General features: G+C 37.4%; 23 protein-coding genes. 20 read left to right on the top strand and 3 right to left on the bottom strand.

Going from position 1 to position 22,920, the window contains the following annotated elements:
* Positions 1-41 precede the first annotated feature (41 nt).
* From namA to V0410_RS09795, 15 genes are all read left to right on the top strand, one after another.
* A complete protein-coding gene (gene namA, locus V0410_RS09865; RefSeq protein ID WP_330747337.1) occupies positions 42-1,094 on the top strand; it encodes an NADPH dehydrogenase NamA in 1,053 nt (350 codons plus the stop codon).
* Between the two features lie 29 nt (positions 1,095-1,123).
* The gene (locus V0410_RS09860; protein WP_330747336.1) at positions 1,124-1,402 is read left to right on the top strand and encodes a DUF2752 domain-containing protein; all 279 of its coding nucleotides are present in this window, start codon (positions 1,124-1,126) and stop codon (positions 1,400-1,402) included.
* A 267-nt stretch (positions 1,403-1,669) separates the two neighbouring features.
* Positions 1,670-2,074 carry a type VI secretion system tube protein TssD gene (gene tssD / locus V0410_RS09855; protein ID WP_002977458.1) on the top strand — a complete coding sequence of 135 codons (405 nt, stop codon included), beginning with the start codon at positions 1,670-1,672 and terminating at the stop codon, positions 2,072-2,074.
* Between the two features lie 147 nt (positions 2,075-2,221).
* Positions 2,222-4,153, top strand: coding sequence for a type VI secretion system Vgr family protein (locus V0410_RS09850; protein WP_330747335.1), 1,932 nt, complete (start codon positions 2,222-2,224; stop codon positions 4,151-4,153).
* Between the two features lies 1 nt (position 4,154).
* On the top strand, positions 4,155-4,325 hold the full coding sequence (locus tag V0410_RS09845) for a hypothetical protein (RefSeq protein ID WP_153816338.1): 171 nt from the start codon (positions 4,155-4,157) through the stop codon (positions 4,323-4,325).
* Positions 4,326-4,386: 61 nt separating this feature from the next.
* Positions 4,387-5,361: a DUF2931 family protein gene (locus tag V0410_RS09840; RefSeq protein WP_330747334.1), complete on the top strand. Its 975-nt coding sequence runs from the start codon at positions 4,387-4,389 to the stop codon at positions 5,359-5,361.
* A 34-nt stretch (positions 5,362-5,395) separates the two neighbouring features.
* On the top strand, positions 5,396-6,808 hold the full coding sequence (locus V0410_RS09835; RefSeq protein WP_330747333.1) for a T6SS phospholipase effector Tle1-like catalytic domain-containing protein: 1,413 nt from the start codon (positions 5,396-5,398) through the stop codon (positions 6,806-6,808).
* 53 nt (positions 6,809-6,861) lie between these two features.
* The gene (locus tag V0410_RS09830) at positions 6,862-7,905 is read left to right on the top strand and encodes a hypothetical protein (RefSeq protein WP_330747332.1); all 1,044 of its coding nucleotides are present in this window, start codon (positions 6,862-6,864) and stop codon (positions 7,903-7,905) included.
* Between the two features lie 25 nt (positions 7,906-7,930).
* Positions 7,931-8,419 (top strand): DUF4280 domain-containing protein, encoded by a 489-nt coding sequence (locus V0410_RS09825; RefSeq protein WP_330747331.1) that lies wholly within the window; start codon positions 7,931-7,933, stop codon positions 8,417-8,419.
* Positions 8,420-8,430: 11 nt separating this feature from the next.
* A complete protein-coding gene (locus V0410_RS09820) occupies positions 8,431-11,091 on the top strand; it encodes an OmpA family protein (protein ID WP_330747329.1) in 2,661 nt (886 codons plus the stop codon).
* Positions 11,092-11,099: 8 nt separating this feature from the next.
* Positions 11,100-11,915: a hypothetical protein gene (locus V0410_RS09815; RefSeq protein WP_330747328.1), complete on the top strand. Its 816-nt coding sequence runs from the start codon at positions 11,100-11,102 to the stop codon at positions 11,913-11,915.
* Positions 11,916-11,924: 9 nt separating this feature from the next.
* Entirely contained in the window at positions 11,925-12,578 is a 654-nt protein-coding gene (locus tag V0410_RS09810) for a hypothetical protein (RefSeq protein WP_330747327.1), read from the top strand.
* A gap of 54 nt (positions 12,579-12,632) precedes the next feature.
* Positions 12,633-13,283, top strand: coding sequence for a hypothetical protein (locus V0410_RS09805; RefSeq protein WP_330747326.1), 651 nt, complete (start codon positions 12,633-12,635; stop codon positions 13,281-13,283).
* Positions 13,284-13,363: 80 nt separating this feature from the next.
* Positions 13,364-13,951 carry a hypothetical protein gene (locus tag V0410_RS09800; protein ID WP_330747325.1) on the top strand — a complete coding sequence of 196 codons (588 nt, stop codon included), beginning with the start codon at positions 13,364-13,366 and terminating at the stop codon, positions 13,949-13,951.
* A 164-nt stretch (positions 13,952-14,115) separates the two neighbouring features.
* A complete protein-coding gene (locus V0410_RS09795; RefSeq protein WP_330747324.1) occupies positions 14,116-14,835 on the top strand; it encodes a hypothetical protein in 720 nt (239 codons plus the stop codon).
* A 206-nt stretch (positions 14,836-15,041) separates the two neighbouring features.
* Here V0410_RS09795 and V0410_RS09790 read toward each other — a convergent pair whose 3' ends face one another.
* The 3 genes from V0410_RS09790 to V0410_RS09780 all read right to left on the bottom strand — a co-directional run bounded on the left by V0410_RS09790 (position 15,042) and on the right by V0410_RS09780 (position 17,838).
* On the bottom strand, positions 15,042-16,832 hold the full coding sequence (locus tag V0410_RS09790; protein WP_330747323.1) for an endonuclease: 1,791 nt from the start codon (positions 16,830-16,832) through the stop codon (positions 15,042-15,044).
* Positions 16,833-17,126: 294 nt separating this feature from the next.
* Positions 17,127-17,654 (bottom strand): DUF4136 domain-containing protein, encoded by a 528-nt coding sequence (locus V0410_RS09785; protein WP_110011388.1) that lies wholly within the window; start codon positions 17,652-17,654, stop codon positions 17,127-17,129.
* Between the two features lies 1 nt (position 17,655).
* Complete coding sequence (locus V0410_RS09780) at positions 17,656-17,838, bottom strand: DUF5522 domain-containing protein (RefSeq protein ID WP_047434227.1); 183 nt, start codon at positions 17,836-17,838, stop codon at positions 17,656-17,658.
* A gap of 40 nt (positions 17,839-17,878) precedes the next feature.
* On the opposite strand from V0410_RS09780, the gene V0410_RS09775 reads away from it, so the two are divergent.
* The 5 genes from V0410_RS09775 to hemL all read left to right on the top strand — a co-directional run bounded on the left by V0410_RS09775 (position 17,879) and on the right by hemL (position 22,870).
* Positions 17,879-18,205, top strand: a complete 327-nt coding sequence (locus V0410_RS09775; protein ID WP_330747322.1) for a hypothetical protein — start codon at positions 17,879-17,881, stop codon at positions 18,203-18,205.
* Between the two features lie 337 nt (positions 18,206-18,542).
* Positions 18,543-19,451 (top strand): 1-aminocyclopropane-1-carboxylate deaminase/D-cysteine desulfhydrase, encoded by a 909-nt coding sequence (locus V0410_RS09770; RefSeq protein WP_330747321.1) that lies wholly within the window; start codon positions 18,543-18,545, stop codon positions 19,449-19,451.
* 66 nt (positions 19,452-19,517) lie between these two features.
* Positions 19,518-20,576 (top strand): glucosaminidase domain-containing protein, encoded by a 1,059-nt coding sequence (locus V0410_RS09765; protein ID WP_202838884.1) that lies wholly within the window; start codon positions 19,518-19,520, stop codon positions 20,574-20,576.
* A 16-nt stretch (positions 20,577-20,592) separates the two neighbouring features.
* Positions 20,593-21,561 (top strand): hypothetical protein, encoded by a 969-nt coding sequence (locus V0410_RS09760; protein WP_330747320.1) that lies wholly within the window; start codon positions 20,593-20,595, stop codon positions 21,559-21,561.
* Between the two features lie 19 nt (positions 21,562-21,580).
* The gene (hemL, locus tag V0410_RS09755) at positions 21,581-22,870 is read left to right on the top strand and encodes a glutamate-1-semialdehyde 2,1-aminomutase (RefSeq protein WP_227943004.1); all 1,290 of its coding nucleotides are present in this window, start codon (positions 21,581-21,583) and stop codon (positions 22,868-22,870) included.
* Positions 22,871-22,920: the final 50 nt, after the last annotated feature.

Raw genomic sequence — 22,920 nt, 5'->3', positions numbered from 1 at the left:
TTATTCTTCCCCTGAAAAGTTCAATTTTTTAATGTTTAAAAATGTTATACACACCGATAAAATTCAGAAATATAGAGTTGAAAAACAGATGGGTAATGTCACCCATGTGTATGTATTCATGTGAAAACGGAGAGGCTAACGACTTCCATTTTGTACACTACGGAAGCAGATCGCAGGGCGGTACCGGTCTTTTGATGGTAGAAGCTACAGGAGTAGAACCCAAAGGAAGAATTACCAATCACTGCATGGGAATCTGGAATAATGAACAGGCAGCGAAACTGCAAAGAATCGTAGAATTTGTACACAAAAATTCAGAAAGTAAAATAGGAATTCAACTGGCTCATGCCGGAAGAAAAGGATCAACATGGAATAATATACAGATTCCTGTGGAAGAAGGTTGGGAAACGGTGGCACCAAGTCCTATTCCTTATCACCCTACGGAAAGAATTCCGCATGTACTGAGTACAGATGAGGTAAAGGAGATTGTTCATAATTTTAAAAAAGCAGCCCGAAGAGCTGTAAAAGCAGGATTTGATATCATCGAAATTCATGGAGCTCACGGATATCTGATCCATCAGTTTCTGTCGCCGCTTTCCAATATCCGAACGGATGAATATGGAGGAAGCTTTGAAAACAGAATCAGATTTCTGATCGAAATTGTAGATGCTGTTAATGAAGAACTGGACGAAAATACAGCCCTTTTCGTCAGAATTTCAGGAACGGAATATGCTGAGAATGGCTGGGATATTCAGAGTAGTGTAGCGCTGGCAAAAATTTTAAAAGAGCATTCCGTAGACCTTGTAGATGTATCCAGTGGTGGAAATATTCATGGAGCTAAAATTCCGGTTTTCGATGGTTATCAGGTTCCTTTTTCTTCGCAGGTGAGAAATGAGGCTGAAGTGAAGACAGGAGCGGTAGGATTGATTACCAGGGTAGAACAAGCTGAAGAAATCCTTCAGAAAGGGGATGCTGATCTTATCTTTGTAGCAAGGGAGATTCTGAGAAATCCTTATATTGCTGTTCAGGGATCTTTTGAAATGAAAGAAGACTGCTTTTTTCCGCATCAGTATACCAGAGCCAAAATCTCTTCTTAGTTACCCCAATAATCTGTAAAACCACAGGAATGAATATTGATGATTTCATGCTTACCTGCCCCAGTAAAAAATTCCTTGGGGTAGAATGTCTGGGATGTGGTGCTCAGAGAGCGATCCTGTTGGTATTTGAAGGAAAGTTTTCGGAAGCGTTTCAAATGTATCCGGCTGTATACACTTTATTGTTATTCTTTTTGATCCTTGGGGTAAGTTTTATCGATAGAAAAAGAAAATACAGTAAAATTTTAATGATTATGGTGATCGTTAACCTGATTATTATGGTAATCGGGTATATGTACAAACACTGTTAACTATTAGAATCAACAGTAACCGTTTGATTATTAGTTGTTTTTGTGTTTTGATCTTCTTTGGTGTTACGTAGAAAAATTTTAATAAAAAATATAATTTATTAGATTAAAATTCCTGTATTGTTTTGTTGTGTAGAATTTTAAAATGTCGTAGAACTACTACAATTTATGAAACAGTGCCTTAAAAACTTTTTAAATTAGAACATGACCTTTATCTTTGTTTTATAAATCCTATAGCAGGGATCTCGTTAATGATTAAAATTTAAGAATATGGCAGGAAATTCAAGAGGAATCTTAAAATTCAATGGAGGTGAAGGTCAGAAGTTGTTAAAGCTTAACTATAGTGTGTCAAGATCTACAGATGTTTCAGGACGTGTAGCCTCTGACCCGTCAAACGCATTGATCAAAGTAACAATTGAAGCAACAGAAAAATCTGATGTTTTAGAAAGTTTATTAAACAGTAAATACAAACCAACTAGCGGGGAAATCAACTTTAATAAATCTCACGAAGAAGGAACATTGATCTCTCTGAAATGGGAAAACGGATATGTTATCCAGCATGAAGTAGACTTTGATGCCATTGATAGCAATAATATGCTGATCAGCTTTGTAGTAAGTGCTGAAAGCATCACATATGGAAACTCATCTTATGACGGACTTTGGCCGATGAGCTAAGTCTTTCATGAGCCAGAAATAAAAGACTGTCCTTACAAGACGGTCTTTTTTTACCTAGGACTATATTCTACAGGATTTTTGTTTTTAATTTTTAAACTCTCTTTCTGTTGAATAATCGTTTAAAAAACAAATCAAATCACTAAAAATATGTCAAATACACCTGGAAACTCACAAGCGGCGTCTTTTCGTCCGACGCAGAATGCAGATGGTATTTCCGAAAACCATCACACAGGTATCAACCGTCTGGTAAAGCTTTCTCTTGTCATAGAAGGGAAAATTATCAAGTACTACAAGCATTTCAAGCTTAAACAAAGTACCAGACGACATCACGAATTTACACTGACACTGGCACACGATACCCTGGGAGATAGACAGACCCACTCACTGGAGGAAGCTAACAAATTTCTCGGAAAAAGACTTACGGCGGTTATTTCCTATAAAGATATAGATAACAGTCCGGAACGAACTTTTGTGGGAGTGATTACCGGAGTAGGATTCAGTCAGGAGCATATGAGTCTGGGAAATATTGTACTTACAGGTTACAGTCCGACCATCCTTCTTGACGGAGCACCGCACATCCAGAGTTTTGGAGGAAGCCAGCCGGTTAATATCGGAATTATTGCAGAAGAAGTGATCAAACAGGGAATTGATAAAAGCCGTTTTGATATCAGGGTAGATGCCAATAATTTTTCTCAGATCATCTATAGCAGCCAGTATGATGAAACCCATTATAACTATCTGGCAAGAATGGCCGAAGCGTATGGTGAACAATTCTACTACGATGGTGAAGTTTTACATTTCGGAAAACTGCCGGCTCAGAATAAACCTATTACCCTTACTTACGGAAGCAGCGCCAATGAAATTAAAGTTGAGCTGAAAGCGGTACACACCAAACCACAATTTTACGGTTATAACAGTAATAAAAATGAAAAGCTGACTTCTGGGTCTACACCCATCAAACATGTGAGTGATCTTGCAAAAACAGCATACAGCCATAACGAAACTATTTATAAAACACCGGCTTTACAGATTGCTCCGATCAAAGCTGCCACACACCTGGATGTGGAGTATTCGCAGAAAAGCGCTTCAGGAAGTGAGGCGGTGAATGTTTTTTCCGTTTCAGGAAATACAACGGTTCCTTTCCTTCACCCGGGGTGTGTAGCAGACGTCCAGATGCGTAAACAGGATTCCAATGAAACCTCGTATTTCACCAGAATCATGATTACGGAAGCAGAACATGAAATTGACACCATCGGTCATTACAAAGGAAGCTTCGTAGGAATAGCAGCAGATACAGGGTTTCTTCCAAAGCCGGACTACACCATTCCGAAGGCGGAGCCACAGACTGCCACTGTAATTTCCAATACAGATCCTGAAGGACAGGGAAGAATACAGGTGAGATTTGACTGGCAGACCAATGATACCACTCACTTTATCCGTATGATGAGCCCTGATGCAGGAGGAACAGATCAGATTACCCAAAACCGTGGTTACGTAGCCATTCCGGAAGTGGGAGATCAGGTGATGGTCAATTTTGTACACAGCCATCCCGACAGACCTTTCGTAATGGGAGGAATGTTCCACGGAGGTGTAGCGTTGGGAGGTGGCGTCAACAATCACCTGAAATCTATCCAGACCAGAAGCGGAATCAGGATTCTAATGAATGATGAAGAAGGAAGTGTAACGATTCTTGATCCAAGCGGAAATACCTATTACATGGACGGACAGGGAAATATCAGCATGAAAGCCCCTAAAAATTTTACGTTAAATGCAGGCGACAATATCAACATCACTGCAGGAAAAGAAATTTCAATAGGAGCAGGAGCAAGTATTACCAGTACCGCAAACGATAATATTGTTTCCATCGCAGGAAAAGATATGAAATTAACCGCTTCAGGAGACATCACGGAAGCTTCCGACACCAGAACGGAAATGATTGAAAAAGAATTCAAGAGACAGTCTGAAACATCCAACGAAATAGCAGGGGAAATTTCCATGTTCAGCGAACTGGAAAATATGACCATGCAGAGCGGAAAGATTGTAGAATTCAACAGTGCTGAAAAATCAAAACTTTTCTGATATGGCGATCATCAAAACAGCAACCAACCTGCGCATAACAGTTAAAGATTCTTACCATCTGAGCGTAGGAAAAAAGGTTGAAAAAATAGCAAAGAAAATCAATGTGGAAGCACATAAGGAAAATCTGGTTTTAGCGAGTAACAAGAAGATTATGTCCCATGGTCATAAGTAAATGTAACCTGCTGATTCTTTTTATATGGTGTTTTTCATTAACGAATTGTCAGAATAAAAAAATGGAAGAAAAATACAGTTGGCTGGGAACCGTTTCTGCCCCGGAGGAATACCCGATGGAAGTATATGAAGGAGCTATTGTTGCAGATGGTTTTACTTACAGTTTTGATGCCATCTGGGGAACACAGAATACAGGTTGGGGTAAAGAAGGCGGTACCATGAATGTCAATACCGAAAGCATGAGTGCTCCCCATAAACTGGAATTTACATGGTACTCTTTGGTAGAAAATAAATTCTACACCGGAAAATGGGACCTGGATAAAGAAAAGATCAAAAAACTTTTGGATCAGGGGTTTGTAGACCAGGACACAAAAAAGAAAGCCACTTACAATTCCTTTGTGGTGGGATTAGCTCCGCAAGGAAGAGTTGTGCTTTGGATGAAAGGTCCGGGAAACCAGAAAGAAGTAGGTGCTTTTCAGGCTCATGATACCATTATCACCAAAGAAAAAGCATACGATAATGCTCAGTATATGTTGAATGAAGGCTTTGCAGAAAGAATGTTGAAAGATCCGTCTTATAAGACATTCAAGCCGGAAATTCGTGAGAAAATTGAAAAAGAAGGCTATCCGCCAGCAGATATTTATAACGTTTATCGGGAAAGATACAGCTGGAAACCTTCCGTGATTCTCCCTGAAGGAGCCGCCTGGATAGATTTTGGTTTTACCGGTTACAACGGCGAGCAGGAAAATCTTTTTGACCAGAGCTTAAAAGAGAATACGTACAAAAGCAGGGCTATACCACGATTCTGCGGTTTTTACTGGAAAGATAAAAACAACAACAGGTATGCAGTATGGATAGACGCTTTTGATGATAAAGAGATATTTGATTTGTTTCAGAAATCAGGAAAAGACAAAAATATTGATCTGACCATTAAAGTAAACGAAGACAATACAAAAGTTTTAATCTCTTTAGAATCTGAAAAAGAAAAACTGGCAGTTACCAAAGCAAAAATAAGGGTATCCCGAAAGATAGAATGATAATATTCACTCAGTCAATTTAAAAACAAGAACGATGCACAACAATCAATTTGGAAGTTATACACCATCTGTATCCAAAGAGGAAGTACTGGATATTACCATTGGGATTTTTTTTGACGGAACCCTGAATAATAAAACCAATACAGAGGAAAGAAAAAAGGGAACAGATGCCCATAAAAAACATGGTGGCGGAGCTAAAGACAATACCAGTTATAACAATGACTGGAGTAATGTAGCCCGCATGTGGGATAACTATGATAAAAACTTCGGGATTTATATAGAAGGTATCGGTACACTGGATAAAGAAGGAGATGCAACGCTCGGATACGCTTTCGGTACCGGAGAAACCGGGATCAGATCAAAAGTTAGAAAAGGCTGCGAAGAAATCGTAAAAAAGGTGAAAACCATTAAAGCTGAAAAGAAAGCTGATAAAATTGCCGTACTTACTTTCGATGTATTCGGATTCAGCCGTGGAGCTGCCGCTGCCCGTAATTTTGTATACGAAATCGGAAAAGCAAAATATAAAGCCAGTTCACGCACCGTCGCAAACGAAGCTGTTTCAGTGACCACCTATTCAGATGATGATGGGAAAAATGTTGATTCCGAAGAACTTCCAAAATGGGGGCATCTCGGTCTTAAACTCGAAGAAGCAGGATTAAAAGTTGATGTGTTGAAAGTGAGATTTCTGGGGATTTACGATACCGTTTCTTCCTATTCAAAATACCTGTCTCCAATGCCTAATTTCAGTAACGATGTTGAAGAATTAAGCCTGAATGACATCGGAAAAGCCCAGACTGTGGTTCACTTTATCGCAGCCGATGAGCACAGAGAAAACTTTGACCTTACAAGAGTACATATCGGAATCGAAAAAACATTCCCAGGTGTACACTGCGACGTCGGAGGTGCCTATGAAAACGGAGAGGAAACATGGGAAGAAATTGAAACGTCATGGACTACCAGCAGCAAGCTGGAAGCATTAAAAACAGAACTTGAAAATGAAGGATGGTACGAAAAAGGTGAGCTTACCATTACTCCCGGATTCTATTTGTCATTAAGAGGAACACGTGATCTTGTGAAGACTTTCAGTTACATTCCATTGCATTTCATGGCGGAATACGGCATTGAGAAAAATCTTCCTATCACCTTAAAAAAAATGACAGATGACAAATATTCCATTTTGGATGATCAGTTCTTAATAGGAATTAAAGACCGTCTCAGGACTTATGTGATGGGAGATGGCAAACCTTATTCTTTCAGACATTATAAAGAGCTTAGGGATGCTTATGGAGGAAACGAAGTTCCGGAAGACCGTCAGGAAGCTTATCAGAAAGAAGTAAAGGAACAAGCCGATTTAAGAAAACTTCGCCATAAATACCTTCACTGGTCAGCAAGAAGGGAAAAGATTGGGATGGATCCAAGACCCAACAGAACAAGAGTTATCCATTAAATATTTAAATAAGAGTATTATACCAAGAAAGAATTTGAAGCAGGAACATTTTTATGCAGAAATATAATATACATACCGTTCAGAAAGATGAAACTTTAAAAAGTATAGCCTCGCTGTACGGGCTTGATAAAGATGCATTAAAACTCTTCCATAATAACCACTGCGCTGTGAAGGATATGATCCTGATCAATCTCAACGGGCAGAAAGAGCTTTTTGTTCCGAGAACGGCGGTTGCAGATAAAAACATTTTAGTAAAATTCGGAAAAGGAAACAGCCTTACTCTTCAGCCTGAAAACAAAGTGCGAAGATACAGTGTCGTTATTACCATTGAAAAAGGAGAATCGAAAAACGAATTAAAATATGAAACATCAGTTCGTTGGCTGAAAACAGAAAAAGGACATCATTTTTTTGAGATAGACAGAACATCAAAACTCTATCTCAACGAAGAAGAAGTGAATGAAATTGCAGATCTGCTGGCTTACAGAACCTCCGGGGTCTTATATCCTTTACAAATCAGTACAGATGAACACGGAAGGTTTGAAACCGTAGAAAATGCAGAGGTATTTTCCAAAAGATGGGCAGCTGTAAAAGAAGAACTCTATAAAGAATTTGAAGGCGAAACGGTAGACGAATACTGCGGAAAAATTGAAAAAGTGATCAGCCAGCCCGAAGCAATCAATCTGTATATTAAAAATGATTATTTCATCCGCTCATTATTTTTTGGAATATACCAGCGTTTCGGAAATGAATATAGAACTGAGATGACAGAAACCTTTCCGGTAACAGACAATGCCATTGAACCAGTATATAAACTGACACTGGAAACAGATCCGGTGAAAGGAGAAACCGGCCTGATTACCATAGAAGGATATGGAAAGTTATATGAAGAAAGAAATATTGATGATTTTATAAGAAAATCACCTTTTTCATTGATTATAGAAGATCATCCTGTGATGAATGAAGAAGGAACTTTCAGACTCATAAGTTATCTGAAAGGAGAAACTTCACTTCCGGAATCTCTTTACCTCGAATGCAGTATCATGCTGCAGGAAGAGAAAAAGATTTCAGTATCAGTTTCAGGATTTGATAATAAATAACCACTTCACTAAAGATAAAATTAATATGGCAGAAAAACATATTGTAGTACAGGACGCCTTATGCAAATGCCAGTTCGGGCAGGTTCCGGACAAGCTGAAAGTACTTACACACCAAAAAGAATATGCCAATGATAAAAGCGCTTCCAAAAAACTGATCGTTACCACGAAAGAAATAGGAGCCGCCACATTTGAAAAAAATACATTCGGAAACTGTACCAAAATGGGAGGTCCGCCGCCTCCGTGTAAAATTATGGTTACAGAATGGCAGAACTTTTATGATAAAGTACAGCTCAGCAACGGTGGATATATCATTGTGGAAGACAGCAAAGCCGTATGTGCTGTTGCCGGAACGCCATGCATAGAAATTATAGACCACGGGCAAAGAGCAGAAGCCAGCCAGCAGAACTTTAAAAATGCCGACAAAGACGTTCAGCAGCAGATCAATCCGCTGGTGGATTCCGAAGAAATGTATAACGAACAGCCTTCAGGAGGAGGGCAGGATGGTGCAATCTAAATGATAAGAAAATGGCAAAAGGCGTAAAAAAAATAAAAGTTGTAAGCGGGTTGTATTATCCAAAAATGTCTGTATTAGGGCAAAGGATTACCATAAAACCGGATCAGTGGGTGCAGTTTGGTGTAGACGAATGGCTGCCGGGCACCACAGATGCCGACAAAAAGAAACCTCTTACCTGGATGAGGCAGAACAGCAGCAAAAAAATTATCATCAATCAGATCACCTCTGCTACCGGATATAAATTTTTAATTGGTAAGCAGTATTGCGGAAGCTATCAGTTTTATATTGAAGCCAGCCTTTCAGGAGTAAGAGACCCTAAAGGTAATACAGGACTATATGTAAAAGGCTGGTGTGAACCCAAAATTGTGAGCAGCAAATGGTCTACCCAGAAGAACAGCAAAAGCATTAAAAACAATAAAAAAGTTGATTATATTTCCTATGGACATATTGTTCATCTGAACCTCGTGACAGAAGGTCTGAATGGAAATACAGTCAGCATTGAATTGTGGAATCAGCAATCCGCAAAAGCAGATAAACTGGTACATACCTACAATAATGTACAGGTAATCGATGGTGAAGTCAATCTGAAAATAGAAAATACCTTTGCCTGGATGGCCTATGTGGACAATATTCAGAATGTAGAGGAATTCTATGTTAAAGTAAAAGATGTTGCATCCAAAAAATACATTAAAGATAAGCTTGGAGATGACCTTCATGCCATCTATCTGAATGTTAAAAATAAAATTGCCACTACCAATACCAACGGAGCCCAGAACCAGACGCCGACTAAAGTTTATAAGCCGGATGTCAATTCCGTTAGACTCGAACCCTGTAAATTTGAAGTCATCAAGATTACTGAAAATGAAACCAAGGACGGCAAAGCCAGCAACACAACCGTTAAAGTCTTTGATAACGGGAATGGTGTCAAACTGATAAAATCCGCCGCTTTACAGGAACATATTCAGAGAACCATCTACTATAAGTTTGACTCTACAATTATTGATAAAGACGGGGAAGCCGTCCTGAATAATGTGCTCAAATTTCTTCTTGAACATAAAGATGCCACCATGAATCTCAGTGGTTATGCCTGCGTTATAGGGAAAGAAAATTATAATAAAGGACTTTCCCAAAGAAGAGCAGATGTTGTCAAAAAATTCTTTGCCGATGGTGGATTAGATCCCAGAAGAATAATATCCGTGGGAAAAGGAGAAGTAGATCCTACCGATGATAAAATGGGAAGAGACAATATCAAATACAAAAATGAGAAAGACTACGAAAATAACCGTAGAGTAGACATCTCATTTGTATTCAATGCCCATGATGCACAGACCATCAGTTATGAAGTAACAGCACCGAGTGTATCTACAAAGAAAAATTTAGTAATTGATATTACAGGTTTTCAAACCAATGAATGTTTCAGAGACAGCAAAGGAAAACATAAAAAGCAGACCCTGATTGTAGACGTAGGGCAGGCAATAGATAAGGGAGACACTGTAAAAACATTTAATACACCTACATTTACATATGGTGTATATTCAAACCTTTCCAGAGTCAACGCTTTTCCGGTAGAATATATCTGGCCTTCAGCATCCAATCCGAATCAGTTTCATCTGCATGTGCATAGCTGCCGGTATTTCAGCAATGAAAAAAGAACTACAGTACTGATCAAGGCTTATCCGGATATTAAATGGGAACTTGCTCTTGAGTTTTTGGTGAATGTTTCCAATTATAAAGCAGCCAATATGCCGCCAGGATCTGTTTATGCAAAACACCAGGAAAAATCCAGACAGGCAGGATATAACAGAATGAGGATGAATGAAACCGGGAAAGTTCCGATTTCAATAGGGTTGGGCATATCTGCCGAATGGGATGCCGGGAGAGAAAAGAGAAGTTTTACTAATGAATTTGCAGATAAAATCAAACTGGTAGCCAGAATGATTGCCACTGCGGTCAATATTGTACAAAATGCAATCAACTATGCGCAAAGTGCGGCAAAAGAAACAGCAATACCGGTTGGTTTCAATATCAGGTATCCAAAATTTACCGTCGTAGGAAAATGGTACCTGGAAAGAGTCAACGAAAGAAATACACTTAGCGTTATTGGTGAAGTAGGCTTTGGATTTAAACCTTTAATTGGAGCTGAAGTTGTTATTGATATATTGGGAGCAGCCATTGCGGCGGCTTCGTATGGAGCAACCGGAAACCCGGCAGCGGCAAGAATTATTAATAAGTTTCGTGGAGGATTAGAAAAATTAGGTGCTTCGGTAACCTTTACAGCAACATTTTATGGGGAGCTGGAAATAATGGTAGATGCCCTGAAGATTGACAGTATCAACGGGATCAATATGCAGGGAAAAACTACCATTGGAGGAAAAATGGGAGCCACTATTGAACTCAGTGTAAGCGTTGAGGTAGGAAGAGTAAAAGGGACAAAATCGAAGCCTATTATGACATTTAAAGCCGCTGCAAAAGCAGATTCTTACTTTGGTGGAGATATTGTACTGGATTCTGATTCTAAGGGATTATTCATACAGCCGATTCTGAAATTTTCAGGAGTAGTACTTTCAGTAGAAATAGAAGGAGAAGTAGGCTGGTGGAAAAGCAATTTTAAAGTAGAAGAAAAAGTTATAAAAGAAGAAACTCATTATTTGGAAAAAAAATATTTAACTTAAATTGACGTATGCATAATTTTAAAAAACCATTATATTCTGTATATCCGAGAATGTACTGCTCAGGAACCATCTACGTAAATGATGTTCCTGTGATAGACTGGTACGGAGACGAAACAAAAGAAGGAGGATTCGGAGGAGATACAATGATCAATCAGGCATTGCTTCAGAGTGGGAAATATAAAGTAACCGGGAAAATGTATCCTCGTTTAGGAAAAAATATTTTGGATGAAGATGATATGATGTCCATCGATTTCTTCTGTGCAGAGCTTGATAACTGGAAGGCTTCACGATTTGCGTTTCATCCTAAAATAGAATCTCCCTGGGATGGTTTGAGTGACAATATTAAATATCCTCATTTTGAAATCAAAGGTGAAATAGAAGTTGAGCTCCCTTTTGTACTTGATGGATGGCAGAACTCGGTAGATCTGAAAGACATCAAAAAAGAAGATCTTTTCAGCGATGTTTTCAAATATTATCAACAGATTAGAACAGTATTGCAAAGCCACAGTGCCGGAAGGTATCTGGAAATGTCACAGGATAAAATGAAGCTGCAGGAACAAGCTTTATACTATACAGAAGAACGGAAAAAAAGCTTTTTGGAAAGTGCTGGTCAATTATTTGCCCAGAATTTAGAGGTGGAAGAACTTCATGAAGGAGATCTACAGCTCGAGATCATGGGACATGGAAAATTAGTAAGGTTGATGAAAAAAGATGGCTCACAACCATTACAGTTTAAAAGTCCGGATATTGAAAAACAAAGCAATATAGAAATGGAGGTGAAACTTCATATGAGAACAAAAGAAAAAGGTTTCAGTATTATTTAATCATTGAAAATGACTTTTTTAGGATATTTTATAGCAATAATTGTCATATTTTCTCTGTATAAAGGATATAAAATCTTTTTGAAATTTGCAGCGAACAGAAATAATGCAGGAAAAAAAGGAGGTTTTCTGGAAAAAGCATTCCTTCTTTTAATCATCTCAATCATTATGATTTCTGTCAATGCAATGGCGTTTGTCTTATCATATACCTTTTTCTGGGAAAAGGCTTACAGAACATTTGATGAGCCGCAATATGTAGCAACTGTTGTGGGGTATAAAAAAGAAATTACAAAGTTTAAGAACTTTTCAACTTCCACCTATAGAGACAAAGTAATTTTCTTTCCGAAAGTAGAATATACTGATGCAAATGGAAAAAAAGTAATAAAAACACTGGATATTACAACTGATCACCCACCCGCTATGGGACAGAAATTGAAGATAACAGATAAAGTAGGGAAAGATAGTACAAACACACTTCAGCTGGATTGGGTAATGTTTGCTGCAGGATGTATTTTTACAGGATTTGCAGCATTTTTCGCGTCGTTAATTTCTACATACACCACATCATATTCCATGAAAAAAAGAATGACCTTGTCCTTCAGGATTGCATTATTGCTTATTTTCATTAATATTTCCTGTATAGTATTCATATATTTGAAATCATAAAGAAACAGAAGTATAGTTAAACGGATTATAGTAATCATCAAAATATAAAATAATATGAAAAAAGTAAGAGTTCTGATATTGATCTTTGTAGTATTGATCAATATCTGTTGTGGAAATAAATCATTTGATTTGTCAACGGTTTCATTAGGTGATGATGCAAAGAAGTATGATTTTGAAAACAAAAATCTGTTTCTGAAAGATGCAGCTAAGCCAGACATCATTCAATATTATGCTGATGAAAATAAAGGACTGTCTTATGAAAATATTCCATTAGATAATACAATGGGTACAAGAATTACCGTATACAAAGGAAAAGTAGGTGCTGTTGATACCAATGCTGCTGAAAAATACTCTCTGGAGTTTGTAGAAAAAATAATAAAAAAACATGGAAATCCTACGGCTTCTACTACAGACAAAACAACCGTAGATGCCAAATTAGTAAAACCAATTTTTGAAAAACTGAAAAAACTTTCTCCGGAAAAAGTGTCATGGGATCAAAATGAGAAAAATTCCTTTACTTATCCAACTTCTTTCTTCTGGGATAATGGAAAGAGCTATTCCATACTAAGCATCTCTATTGAAGATGACGGAAGAATAAGAAATAAATACATCTCTGTTACTAAAGAGGCTTATCGTAATAATGCGGTATTTGGATTAAAATTTCCTGCCCCTCCGGCTTCTCCATGGTATAAGTATATGAATTAAAACAGTCAGTCAAAATAAAAAACAGTTTCCGGATCTTGAATCTTGTTTTTCTGTTTTTAATTAAACCTGATATTATCATTATGAAAAATCTTATCTTATTCTTTAGCTTTTTGGCTATTGTGTCCTGCAACGGACAAACCGATCTGGAATCTTTAAAATTTGATGAAAAAGTATCGGATAATATTACGAAGGGGGGAAAAGAAACAGAAGCCAATTACGGATTATTATCATATAAACAGGCCGATGTTAAAAACTATAAGCTGGGAACAGTATCATTTTCTGAATATACCGTGCCTAAAGGATATGATTATTCCAACAACAACCTTGCGCTTTTTGTAAACTCTTATCAGAATAATCAATACCTTGGATTTATACTGAACCTTGCTAAAGAAGACGAAGGGAAAAAGCTGATTGATTATTTGACTAAAACCTATGGTCACCCGGAGAAAAGATCCACTGATAAAACAGGGGTTGCATACTTCTGGGATGCATCAGCTAAAAATAAATGGATATTTTTAACCCAAACTCAGGAACTGACACAGGACAATACAAAATATACCAATACCAAACTGATTGTAGTAAAGAAAGGAACCAGAGTGGAGAATTCTTCAGATCCAGGTACGTTCTCCATCTTAGACAGTTTTACCCTTGCTTATCCTAAAAAATAAAAATGAACCCTATTATGAAATAGATTTTTTCTAAAATACATAATGAACCTATAGTATAAGTATATGAATTAAAACAGTCAGTCAAAATAAAAAAACAGTTTCCAGATACTTGAATCCTGTTTTTTCTGTTTTATTATTGATAACCGGACACTAACACTAACATTATGAAAAATCTGAAATATGCATTAACAGCGGTAATCTGTCTGAGCTTTGCGTCATGCGGCCAGCAGAAAAATAAAGAAAGTGAGTCTTTGGTTGAAACAGAGGGAAGTACTCAGACCGAACCATTCAATCTTGCTAAACTGAAAGCAGGACAAAATATCAACGATATTTTAAAATCTGCCGGAGCAACAGCAAAAGAAGCTGTCCGTACCAGTGAAGTTACCCTGATCGGAAATGAAAAGCTGGCTTTTGCTTCAAAAGAATTATTGCACTTCAACGGAATTGATCTGGAAGGAAAAAATAATAAAAATACAAACAAAGTAATTTTACATTTCGGAAAAGTAGATCAGGAAATTGGCCCGCTTGCCAATGAAAAAGAAGACGAACTTGGAATGTATCAGCTTGATATTTATACAGAGCAGGAAAAAACAGCACTTCTGGAAAACTTAAATAAAACACTTCAGAAACCTAGCTTTGATACCATACGGGAAGGTTTTGAATCAGAAGTTAAAGATAATGAGATCATCCGGACACATAACAAACTCAGACAGGAAGTCGCAATCTGGAGAAGTAAAGATATGCTCTATTATTACTGCGAAACCAAAATAGATAACAGACCGGACGAATACCGCTGTAATCTCTTCGTATTCAGAAATAAAGAATGGAAAGACCTTTTAAAAGGATCCGGATATCCAGACCTGGATAAAATTTCTGCGAATTAATTAAGATAAAATAAACAGGGAATTTAGAACATTCGCTGAGTCAGATCAGCTTGCTAATTCCTCTCTGCCCTCTAAAATAAAACATTAGAAAAATAAAATCTCTGCATTAAAAAAGATCTGCTCAATCAGCAAAATCTGCGAGGGTTTAAAAAAATAAATGCCAGTCTAAAAAGACCGGCATTTTTTATATCAAATTACTATTTGAACTATTTCACTATAAACTGCATCGTCACCTGATCCAGTTTCAAAATATAAACTCCCTGACCAAGATTTCTGGTTTTAATAGAATTTCCATTTCTGAAAGGCTGGTCAATTGTCTGAAGAGTTTTCCCCTGAAGGTTATAAATCTCGGCTTTTTTTACTTTCTGAAGATCTCCTTTTACAAAAATTTCCTGATTGGTAACAGGGTTAGGAGAGATCTTAAAGCTGTTGGATGTAGTTTCTGCTGCCGTATTTTGAGCCATTCTTGCTGTTGATCCTGAATAACATGTCCATGAAAGATCATCAATAGCCACTCTGTTACTTGTTGAATTATTAACCAGACTTACCACTACATTTCCTGAAACGTTGATATTGTTAATGGTTGTCGTTGTAACTGAAGTACTGTAAGGAACAGTTCCTACGGTTGTTCCGTTTACTTTTACATCAAAAGTACCATTGGTTCCTGAGAATTTAAGCTGTGTAGTTACCGTTAAAGACCCAATACCGTTTGCAGAGCTTCCGGAAGTTAAAGAGCCGTTTCTTACCGTAATTGCTTTATTGTTAATGGTCTGGTCTGTTCTTGCATCCGTTGCTGTCCAGGAAATACCACCATTGCTCCATGTTCTGGTGGTATACGTAGAGTTGGCTGCAGGAATGGTTTCAAAATTTTCATTGGCACAGCTGGTCCCCGGAGTAGTACCTCCTGAGTTAGTAGTACCTGAAACTGTTGAGCTGTTCGATGAAGAATTTCCAGCCGCATCCTTCGCTACCACATAAAAGCTGTAAGTTGTGGAAGGAGTAAGTCCTGAAATTGTTGTGGAAGTTGAACTCGTAGTCGTTTGCAGACTTCCGTTCATGTAAACATTATATCCTGTTACTCCTACATTATCGGTAGAAGCATTCCAAGCCAGAGAAATACTGCTGGAAGTTGTTCCTGAAACATTCAGACCTGTTGCTGTAGTTGGCGCCTGGGTATCACCTGAAGGCTGCTGGGAGCCCCAGATAAGATTAACATAATTCGGATTGTCGATAAACGGGTTTCTGTTTCCCTGAAAAGTATAGGAAGCATTATTTCTTTTGATTTCTGCCTGAGAAACCGGATCCTGATTGTGCCATGCCAAAAGGACATTAAGTTCCCATGTCTGTAGTCCCGGGAACGCAGAACTTCCTAACATATTTCCTGATGAAAAAGAAGAAAGCTTGCTTTGGTAGCGGGTTACAAAATAAAAAATCATACGGGCAACATCTCCTTTAAACTCGTCAATAGGCTCAAATACCGTTCCTGAATACCCTGAAGAAGAAGAGGTTCCCAGTTTGGAACCATTTTGTGAAGTAAAAGAAGCACTTCCTACCTTTCCGAAAGGATAATTGCTTCTCATTCCGTTTACCTTTCCGTCTGTAGCTCTGATAAAGTGAATATCAGACACCATTGGAGAGGCCTGATTAAAAAAACTTTGAGGAACAATGTGCTCTCTGTTATAACAGTTTCCTTCACTGGAATAGGTACCGCACTGGTCGGTTCCGGGAGTATAGTTATACGGGTCAGCCCCTGCAGGCTTTTCAGAATAAATATCAAGGATAGTCCCGTCATTTTCATAATCTTTGTCAATATCAGTAGTTTTATAGCCTGTCCAAAGTCCAGTGTATCCTTTATCAATATGTCCGTTGGTGATAATGCTGCTTAATTCAGTTTTCAGTGCTGCACCACTTAGTCCGCTGGCAGAATTGTAGTATCCTGCAGGAGCCTGAGCGTGGGCAAGTCCCGCAAATACAGAAAATAAAATGATTTTTTTCATAATTAATATTTAATATAAAGTTTCAGCAAGAATACCACAATTTTTGTGAATAAAAAATTACAAAATTGTTAATTTTAAACACACTGTATGTAATGCATAATGTGTGGTAAATGATGAATGATGTTGTGGTTAAATATCTGTATCTGTATTCAATTCAATAGAGGTGGGCTTCAGCCCGCCTTATACATTGTAATTCCATTTATCGGGCTTTAGCCAAAACTTAAAACTTAATAATTTTATCCATAAAAAAAGCCGATACCAAACGTACCGGCTATATAATGGATGACTTACATCTTATTTTCTTTGTGGCGGATAATTTTTCATAATCTCAGCCATAATTTCTGGAATCTGTCTCTGTTTTGCTTTTGGAGAATCTACAGAAATTCCGCTTCCGATACCCTGCCAAACCAATTTATTGCTTTTTGCATCAATAAGGTCAACAATAAGTGCGCCTTCATTGTAGTTGGTTGTCCATGTTCTGTTCATGCCAACACCCCATCCGAATGGTCCGCCCCATCCCCACATTCCGTAAGGAGAAGAGGAATTGATATCAGTAATCTTTTTGTGATTTGCTTTTACGTTGATAATCAGATCAGGGTTTTCTCCGGACTGAAGTCCTTTGCTCTGAAGCTGTCTCGACAGCTCATTCAGCACTCTGTCTTTATCAATATCATTCAGTTTTAGATCATCAATTCTTATTTTATAGGTTTTGTAAGAATTGAAATTGGCGGTTTCAGCATAATCCGAACGTACCTGAAAAGGGCTACAAGAAGTTAAACCTAATGTAGCAGATGCCAACAAAATAAAAATATATTTTTTCATTTTATTTATTTTTTTTATCACTTTTAATGAATGTATCAGTCTTTTTATCGTACCCGTAAGGACAGTGTCTGCAGCCGCTTTTACAGCAATATCCCCTTTTCAGATGGAATTTTTCCGTAAAAACCTTGTACCCCTGTTCATTATAGTAGAAGTCTTCACCTTCTTTGATGTCATAATGGGCCATAAGTTAAATGCTAGTCAAAAAACTTTTTATATTTGTTACTATGATAATTGTATGCCAAAAGCCTTTAAAAAAATTAAAAATTAATGGCATCGCTCTCTTTCCCTTTATCTTCATTAGGAAACCCGAAGATAAGGAAAATAATGTATTGATCAATCACGAAAAAATTCATTTACGCCAGCAACTGGAAATGCTCGTTATTTTCTTCTATATTTTCTATGGTATTGAATATTATTACTGGTTTTTTAAACTCAAAGACGGATATCTGGCCTATAGAAGAATATCCTTTGAAAGAGAAGCCTACACTAATGAAAACAACCTGAACTATCTCAGAAAAAGAAAATTCTGGAACTTCAGGAAATACCTCTGAAATTATAAATGATGAATTTCATGTTTAATGTTTCGGGGTGTCGGGATTCGAGGTTGGAGAGGTTATTTTTTTTGATTTTATATTTTAAACGGTGGATTTCAATATTCTCTATATTCAGCATTTAATATTCAATAGGGGTGGGCTTTAGCCCACTTATCAAATAAATCAATATTCATTCGGTTTTAACCAAAACTTACAACTAAATAACCCACATCACAAAAAAATCAAAAACATCATCTGTGCAAATCCGTGCGATCTGTGGGAAAAAAGAAACTCCTCACAACATTAAATCTTTTCCTACTTTTGTAAAGAATAAATCTTGAGTTGTAAAACTGAAATGCTATTAAAACTTCCCACAGAACCCGTTTCCATTCAGGAAATTCCCATTCATAAAAATATTAAACTTTTCATTAAAAGGGAAGATCAGATTCATCCGTTGATTTCAGGGAATAAATACTGGAAACTCTTTCACAATGTCAATAACTATCTCGAAAAAAATCAGGGAAACCCTTATATCATTACTTTTGGAGGTGCTTTTTCCAATCACATTGCAGCGGTTTCTGCGGTAGGAAACAGGGCGGGTATTCCAACACTGGGAATCATCAGAGGGGAAGAACTGGAGCATAAATGGCGCGATAACCCAACCTTACTTTTTGCGAAAAGAAATGGGATGAACCTGAAATTTGTCACCCGTGAAGAATACCGTCACAAAGAAAAACTTACAGAATTCCTTCAGCAGGAGTTCCCTGAAGCTTTGATAGTTCCTGAAGGAGGAACCAATAAAGAGGCTGTAGAAGGAGTGAAAATGATGCTCAACGAACAAACAAAAGATTTTGACTATCTTTGCACCGCAGTTGGAACCGGTGGTACCATTGCCGGAATTTCAAAATTTTGTGAAGAGAATCAGAAAGTTATAGGATTTAAAGCTGTTGACGATGCTTCACTTGAAAATAAAATTTTTGAATTAACTTTGAAACAGAATTTTAATCTAATAGATTCATGTTTTGGAGGTTATGGTAAAATAAGTGATGGAAACGTCCGTTTTATCAATGATTTCAAGGAGAGATACGGTATTCCTCTGGAACCGGTTTATACAGGGAAAATGATGGAGAAGGTTTTTGAAATGATAGAAGAAGAATATTTTCCTGAAAACAGTAAGATTTTATGCTTTCACACTGGTGGTTTACAGGGAATTGAAGGAGCGAATCTGCTGTTGGAAAAACAGAATAGAAATTTAATTATATAAGTAAAATTGAAAAACATGAAACACTTAGTGTTCCATCTTTCATTTTAAAACAATAAAAAATATAAGATGAAAAGACTTTTTCTATCCATAAGCCTTTTAGTTTTATCAAAATTTTCAGCCCAGACCTGGGCAACCGAAGATCAGTATATTCAGAAGTTTGCTAAATATGCCGTAGAAGAAATGGAAAAATATAAAATTCCGGCTTCTATTACCCTTGCCCAGGGATTATTGGAAACCGGGGGCGGACAGAGCAGACTGGCACAGGAAGGTAAAAACCACTTCGGTATAAAATGTAAAGAAGACTGGACCGGTAGAACAATGAAGCATACCGATGATGCACCCAATGAGTGTTTCCGTGTATACGACGATCCGAGACAGTCTTATGAAGACCATTCTATATTTTTATCTACAAGAAAATATTACGCCAACCTTTTCAAACTGGATATGAAAGATTACAGAGCGTGGGCAACCGGCTTAAAAAAAGCAGGATATGCTACCAATCCGCGCTATGCTTCCATTCTTATCTCGAAAATTGAAAAGTATAAATTATATGAATACGACAATACCAATTCCAATGAAGTATTGTATGCTGTTCTTAAAATGTACCCGGATCTGAAAGACGACAGAACTTTCATGGCACAGCTGGAACCTTCAAAAGCAACCAGAAAAGTGAAAGAGCCGGTGACGGTAGAAGTTCCCTACAAACAGACTTCTTATGCCCAACAGCAAAAAAGAGTAGAGAGAATCAAAACGAAGGCTGAAATTCTTAATTCTATTCTTATCAAAAGTCACCCGAATGACGGGCTGAAATATATTATCATTCCTGAAGATACCGATGTGAAATTCATTGCCAACAAATTCAAAGTAAGCGAAAGCAGGCTGATGAAATGGAATGAACTGGAAAATGAGTCTTTAAAGAAAAATGATATCGTTTTCCTTGAATCAAAAAACTCTACAGGAAATACCGCAACCTATAAAGCGGTGTCTGGAGAAGATATGCATGATATTGCACAGAAATTCGGAATCAAGTTAAATAAATTATATGCTAAAAACAGAATGGATGAAGGGCAGCAGCCTTCAGCAGGACAGCTGATTTATTTAATAGACAAAAAACCGCGAAACTAATAATAACCCCAAAACAATGAGAATCTTAAATATCAAAACTAAATATCTGTTGATATTTCTGATATTTATGTCGTGTACAATGTTTTCTCAGGAGCAAAATTATATTCCTTACAGAAAAGGAAAATTATGGGGACTTTGCGATATTAATAAATTTATAGTTGTACAACCACAATATAGCAGCATAAGCAGTTATGACGAATCTATAGGAGGGTTTCATGCGGAACAAAATGGACGATTTGGAATCGTGGATCGAAATGCTGTTATGATCATGCCATTTATTTCCAATATACCTATATCTGTAGAAGGAGATAAATATCTGGTTTTTGATGGATGGGATTATTATTACTATTCCATCAAGACCAAAATGCGTCTTGACAAATATATTAAGCAAGAAAGTTATCCTGTAAGAGACAGTGGTTGGGAAAATTATAGTCCGCTTAACAGAAATAACGCAAAATTGACATTAAGCAGGGAAGATCTTGATGATGATGATCTGGATATGCTGGAGTCATATGATAATGATGGTTATCAATGGAATTACAAAGCTGATTTTCTGGAGATCATGGACGGAAATACCTATGTCGGGATGTATGTCCCTAAACTTAAGAAAGTATTTCTCAATACACAGGATATAGCATACGTAGGATGGCAGTTTTATAAAGGTAAACCTTATATTTTGACAACCAACGTTTCAGGTTTTTTGGGGTTAGCAGATGAAAATTTGCGGGAGGTTTATCCTATACGATATGAAACAATCAATCTGATAGATGACAGCCATTTAGTTGTTCTTTCAGAACCTGATCCGAATAACAGAAATAATGTGATTTTTAAGACAATTCTTCCCAATAATAAGGTTTTATACGGAAAATTTGAGCCAGCTATGATCGTTTTGAAAAATGGCAATCCTTTTCAGATATATTACATGATAAGTAATGGGCAGAAAAATTATGCAGGAGAAGATGGAACCCTTTACTTTGAGGGTTAAATAATAAAATAAAAGAAAAATGAAGTATCAGAGAAGTTCGGCTTTATTTGATGAAGCCTACAAATACATTCCGGGAGGCGTGAACTCTCCGGTAAGAGCATTCAAATCCGTAGGAGGAGTGCCTGTTTTCATGAAATCGGCAAAAGGAGCTTACCTTACCGATGCAGATGATAATACTTACATCGATTATATTAACTCATGGGGTCCTGCTATTTTAGGACATACACATCCTGAAGTACTGGAAGAACTTAAAATACAGGCAGAGAAAGGATTCTCTTTTGGTGCTCCTACAGAACTGGAAACGGAAATAGCAAAATTCATCATTGAAAATGTCCCGAATATTGACCAGATCAGAATGGTTTCTTCAGGAACAGAAGCATGTATGAGTGCCATCCGACTGGCAAGAGGGTATACAGGAAGAGATAAAATCGTAAAATTTGAAGGCTGTTATCACGGGCATTCAGATTCATTCCTGATCAAGGCAGGGAGCGGTGCCGCTACATTCGGAAACCCAAATTCTCCGGGAGTAACTGCCGGAACTGCAAAAGATACTTTGCTGGCCCGTTATAATGATTTTGAACAGGTTCAGGATTTATTCCGTCATAATCCGGGAGAAATTGCAGCTGTGATTATAGAGCCGGTTGCTGGAAATATGGGTTGTGTGCTGCCTGAAAACGATTTCTTACAAAACCTGAGAAAGATCTGTGATGAAAACGGTGCTTTGTTAATCTTTGATGAAGTAATGACCGGTTTCAGATTAGCTTTCGGAGGTGCACAGGAACTTTTCAATGTAAAAGCAGATTTAGTGACTTACGGAAAGGTAATCGGTGGAGGTCTTCCGGTAGGAGCTTTCGCAGGTAGAAATGAAATTATGGATCACCTTGCACCAAAAGGAGGGGTATACCAGGCGGGAACATTAAGCGGAAATCCTTTAGCCATGAGAGCAGGATTAAAAACCCTTCAGCTTATTAAAAATGACCCTGAGTTTTTCAACAGACTGGAAAAAACAACAGAAACATTAGATTTTGAGATCGGAAAAATATTAAACGAAAAGGGGATTGCTCACAGAATCAACAGAAAAGGTTCTATGATGTCTGTATTCTTCCATATTAAAAGTGTTTCCAACTTTGATGAGGCACAGGAAGCTAACCACTCATTGTTTAACAACTTCTTCCACCAGATGCTTCAGAATGGAGTATACCTCCCGCCAAGCGGTTATGAAACTTACTTCATCAGCGATGCCATCAAGGATAAAGAAATTGATATGACATTGGAAGCAGTAAGAAAATTTGAGTATTCAAATAAATAAATATAAACAAGACCGGATTTCACATCCGGTTTTTTTTATGCAAAAGAAAT

Origin of the sequence: Chryseobacterium sp. CP-77 (assembly GCF_036362765.1) — a bacterium.
Lineage (GTDB): Bacteria > Bacteroidota > Bacteroidia > Flavobacteriales > Weeksellaceae > Chryseobacterium > Chryseobacterium cupriresistens.
The sequence above is the reverse complement of the archived record's forward strand: the minus strand, read 5'-3'. Positions and strand labels throughout refer to the sequence as shown.

Excerpts from the sequence above, each read along its gene's own strand:
- V0410_RS09810 (WP_330747327.1), top strand. The coding sequence starts at position 11,925 with ATGACTTTTTTAGGATATTTTATAGCAATAATTGTCATATTTTCTCTG.
- namA (WP_330747337.1), top strand. The coding sequence starts at position 42 with ATGTTATACACACCGATAAAATTCAGAAATATAGAGTTGAAAAACAGA.
- V0410_RS09860 (WP_330747336.1), top strand. The coding sequence starts at position 1,124 with ATGAATATTGATGATTTCATGCTTACCTGCCCCAGTAAAAAATTCCTT.
- V0410_RS09845 (WP_153816338.1), top strand. The coding sequence starts at position 4,155 with ATGGCGATCATCAAAACAGCAACCAACCTGCGCATAACAGTTAAAGAT.
- V0410_RS09840 (WP_330747334.1), top strand. The coding sequence starts at position 4,387 with ATGGAAGAAAAATACAGTTGGCTGGGAACCGTTTCTGCCCCGGAGGAA.
- V0410_RS09775 (WP_330747322.1), top strand. The coding sequence starts at position 17,879 with ATGATAATTGTATGCCAAAAGCCTTTAAAAAAATTAAAAATTAATGGC.
- V0410_RS09825 (WP_330747331.1), top strand. The coding sequence starts at position 7,931 with ATGGCAGAAAAACATATTGTAGTACAGGACGCCTTATGCAAATGCCAG.
- hemL (WP_227943004.1), top strand. The coding sequence starts at position 21,581 with ATGAAGTATCAGAGAAGTTCGGCTTTATTTGATGAAGCCTACAAATAC.
- V0410_RS09790 (WP_330747323.1), bottom strand. The coding sequence starts at position 16,832 with ATGAAAAAAATCATTTTATTTTCTGTATTTGCGGGACTTGCCCACGCT.
- V0410_RS09780 (WP_047434227.1), bottom strand. The coding sequence starts at position 17,838 with ATGGCCCATTATGACATCAAAGAAGGTGAAGACTTCTACTATAATGAA.
- V0410_RS09815 (WP_330747328.1), top strand. The coding sequence starts at position 11,100 with ATGCATAATTTTAAAAAACCATTATATTCTGTATATCCGAGAATGTAC.
- tssD (WP_002977458.1), top strand. The coding sequence starts at position 1,670 with ATGGCAGGAAATTCAAGAGGAATCTTAAAATTCAATGGAGGTGAAGGT.
- V0410_RS09800 (WP_330747325.1), top strand. The coding sequence starts at position 13,364 with ATGAAAAATCTTATCTTATTCTTTAGCTTTTTGGCTATTGTGTCCTGC.
- V0410_RS09795 (WP_330747324.1), top strand. The coding sequence starts at position 14,116 with ATGAAAAATCTGAAATATGCATTAACAGCGGTAATCTGTCTGAGCTTT.
- V0410_RS09830 (WP_330747332.1), top strand. The coding sequence starts at position 6,862 with ATGCAGAAATATAATATACATACCGTTCAGAAAGATGAAACTTTAAAA.
- V0410_RS09805 (WP_330747326.1), top strand. The coding sequence starts at position 12,633 with ATGAAAAAAGTAAGAGTTCTGATATTGATCTTTGTAGTATTGATCAAT.
- V0410_RS09835 (WP_330747333.1), top strand. The coding sequence starts at position 5,396 with ATGCACAACAATCAATTTGGAAGTTATACACCATCTGTATCCAAAGAG.
- V0410_RS09785 (WP_110011388.1), bottom strand. The coding sequence starts at position 17,654 with ATGAAAAAATATATTTTTATTTTGTTGGCATCTGCTACATTAGGTTTA.
- V0410_RS09760 (WP_330747320.1), top strand. The coding sequence starts at position 20,593 with ATGAGAATCTTAAATATCAAAACTAAATATCTGTTGATATTTCTGATA.
- V0410_RS09820 (WP_330747329.1), top strand. The coding sequence starts at position 8,431 with ATGGCAAAAGGCGTAAAAAAAATAAAAGTTGTAAGCGGGTTGTATTAT.
- V0410_RS09850 (WP_330747335.1), top strand. The coding sequence starts at position 2,222 with ATGTCAAATACACCTGGAAACTCACAAGCGGCGTCTTTTCGTCCGACG.
- V0410_RS09765 (WP_202838884.1), top strand. The coding sequence starts at position 19,518 with ATGAAAAGACTTTTTCTATCCATAAGCCTTTTAGTTTTATCAAAATTT.
- V0410_RS09770 (WP_330747321.1), top strand. The coding sequence starts at position 18,543 with ATGCTATTAAAACTTCCCACAGAACCCGTTTCCATTCAGGAAATTCCC.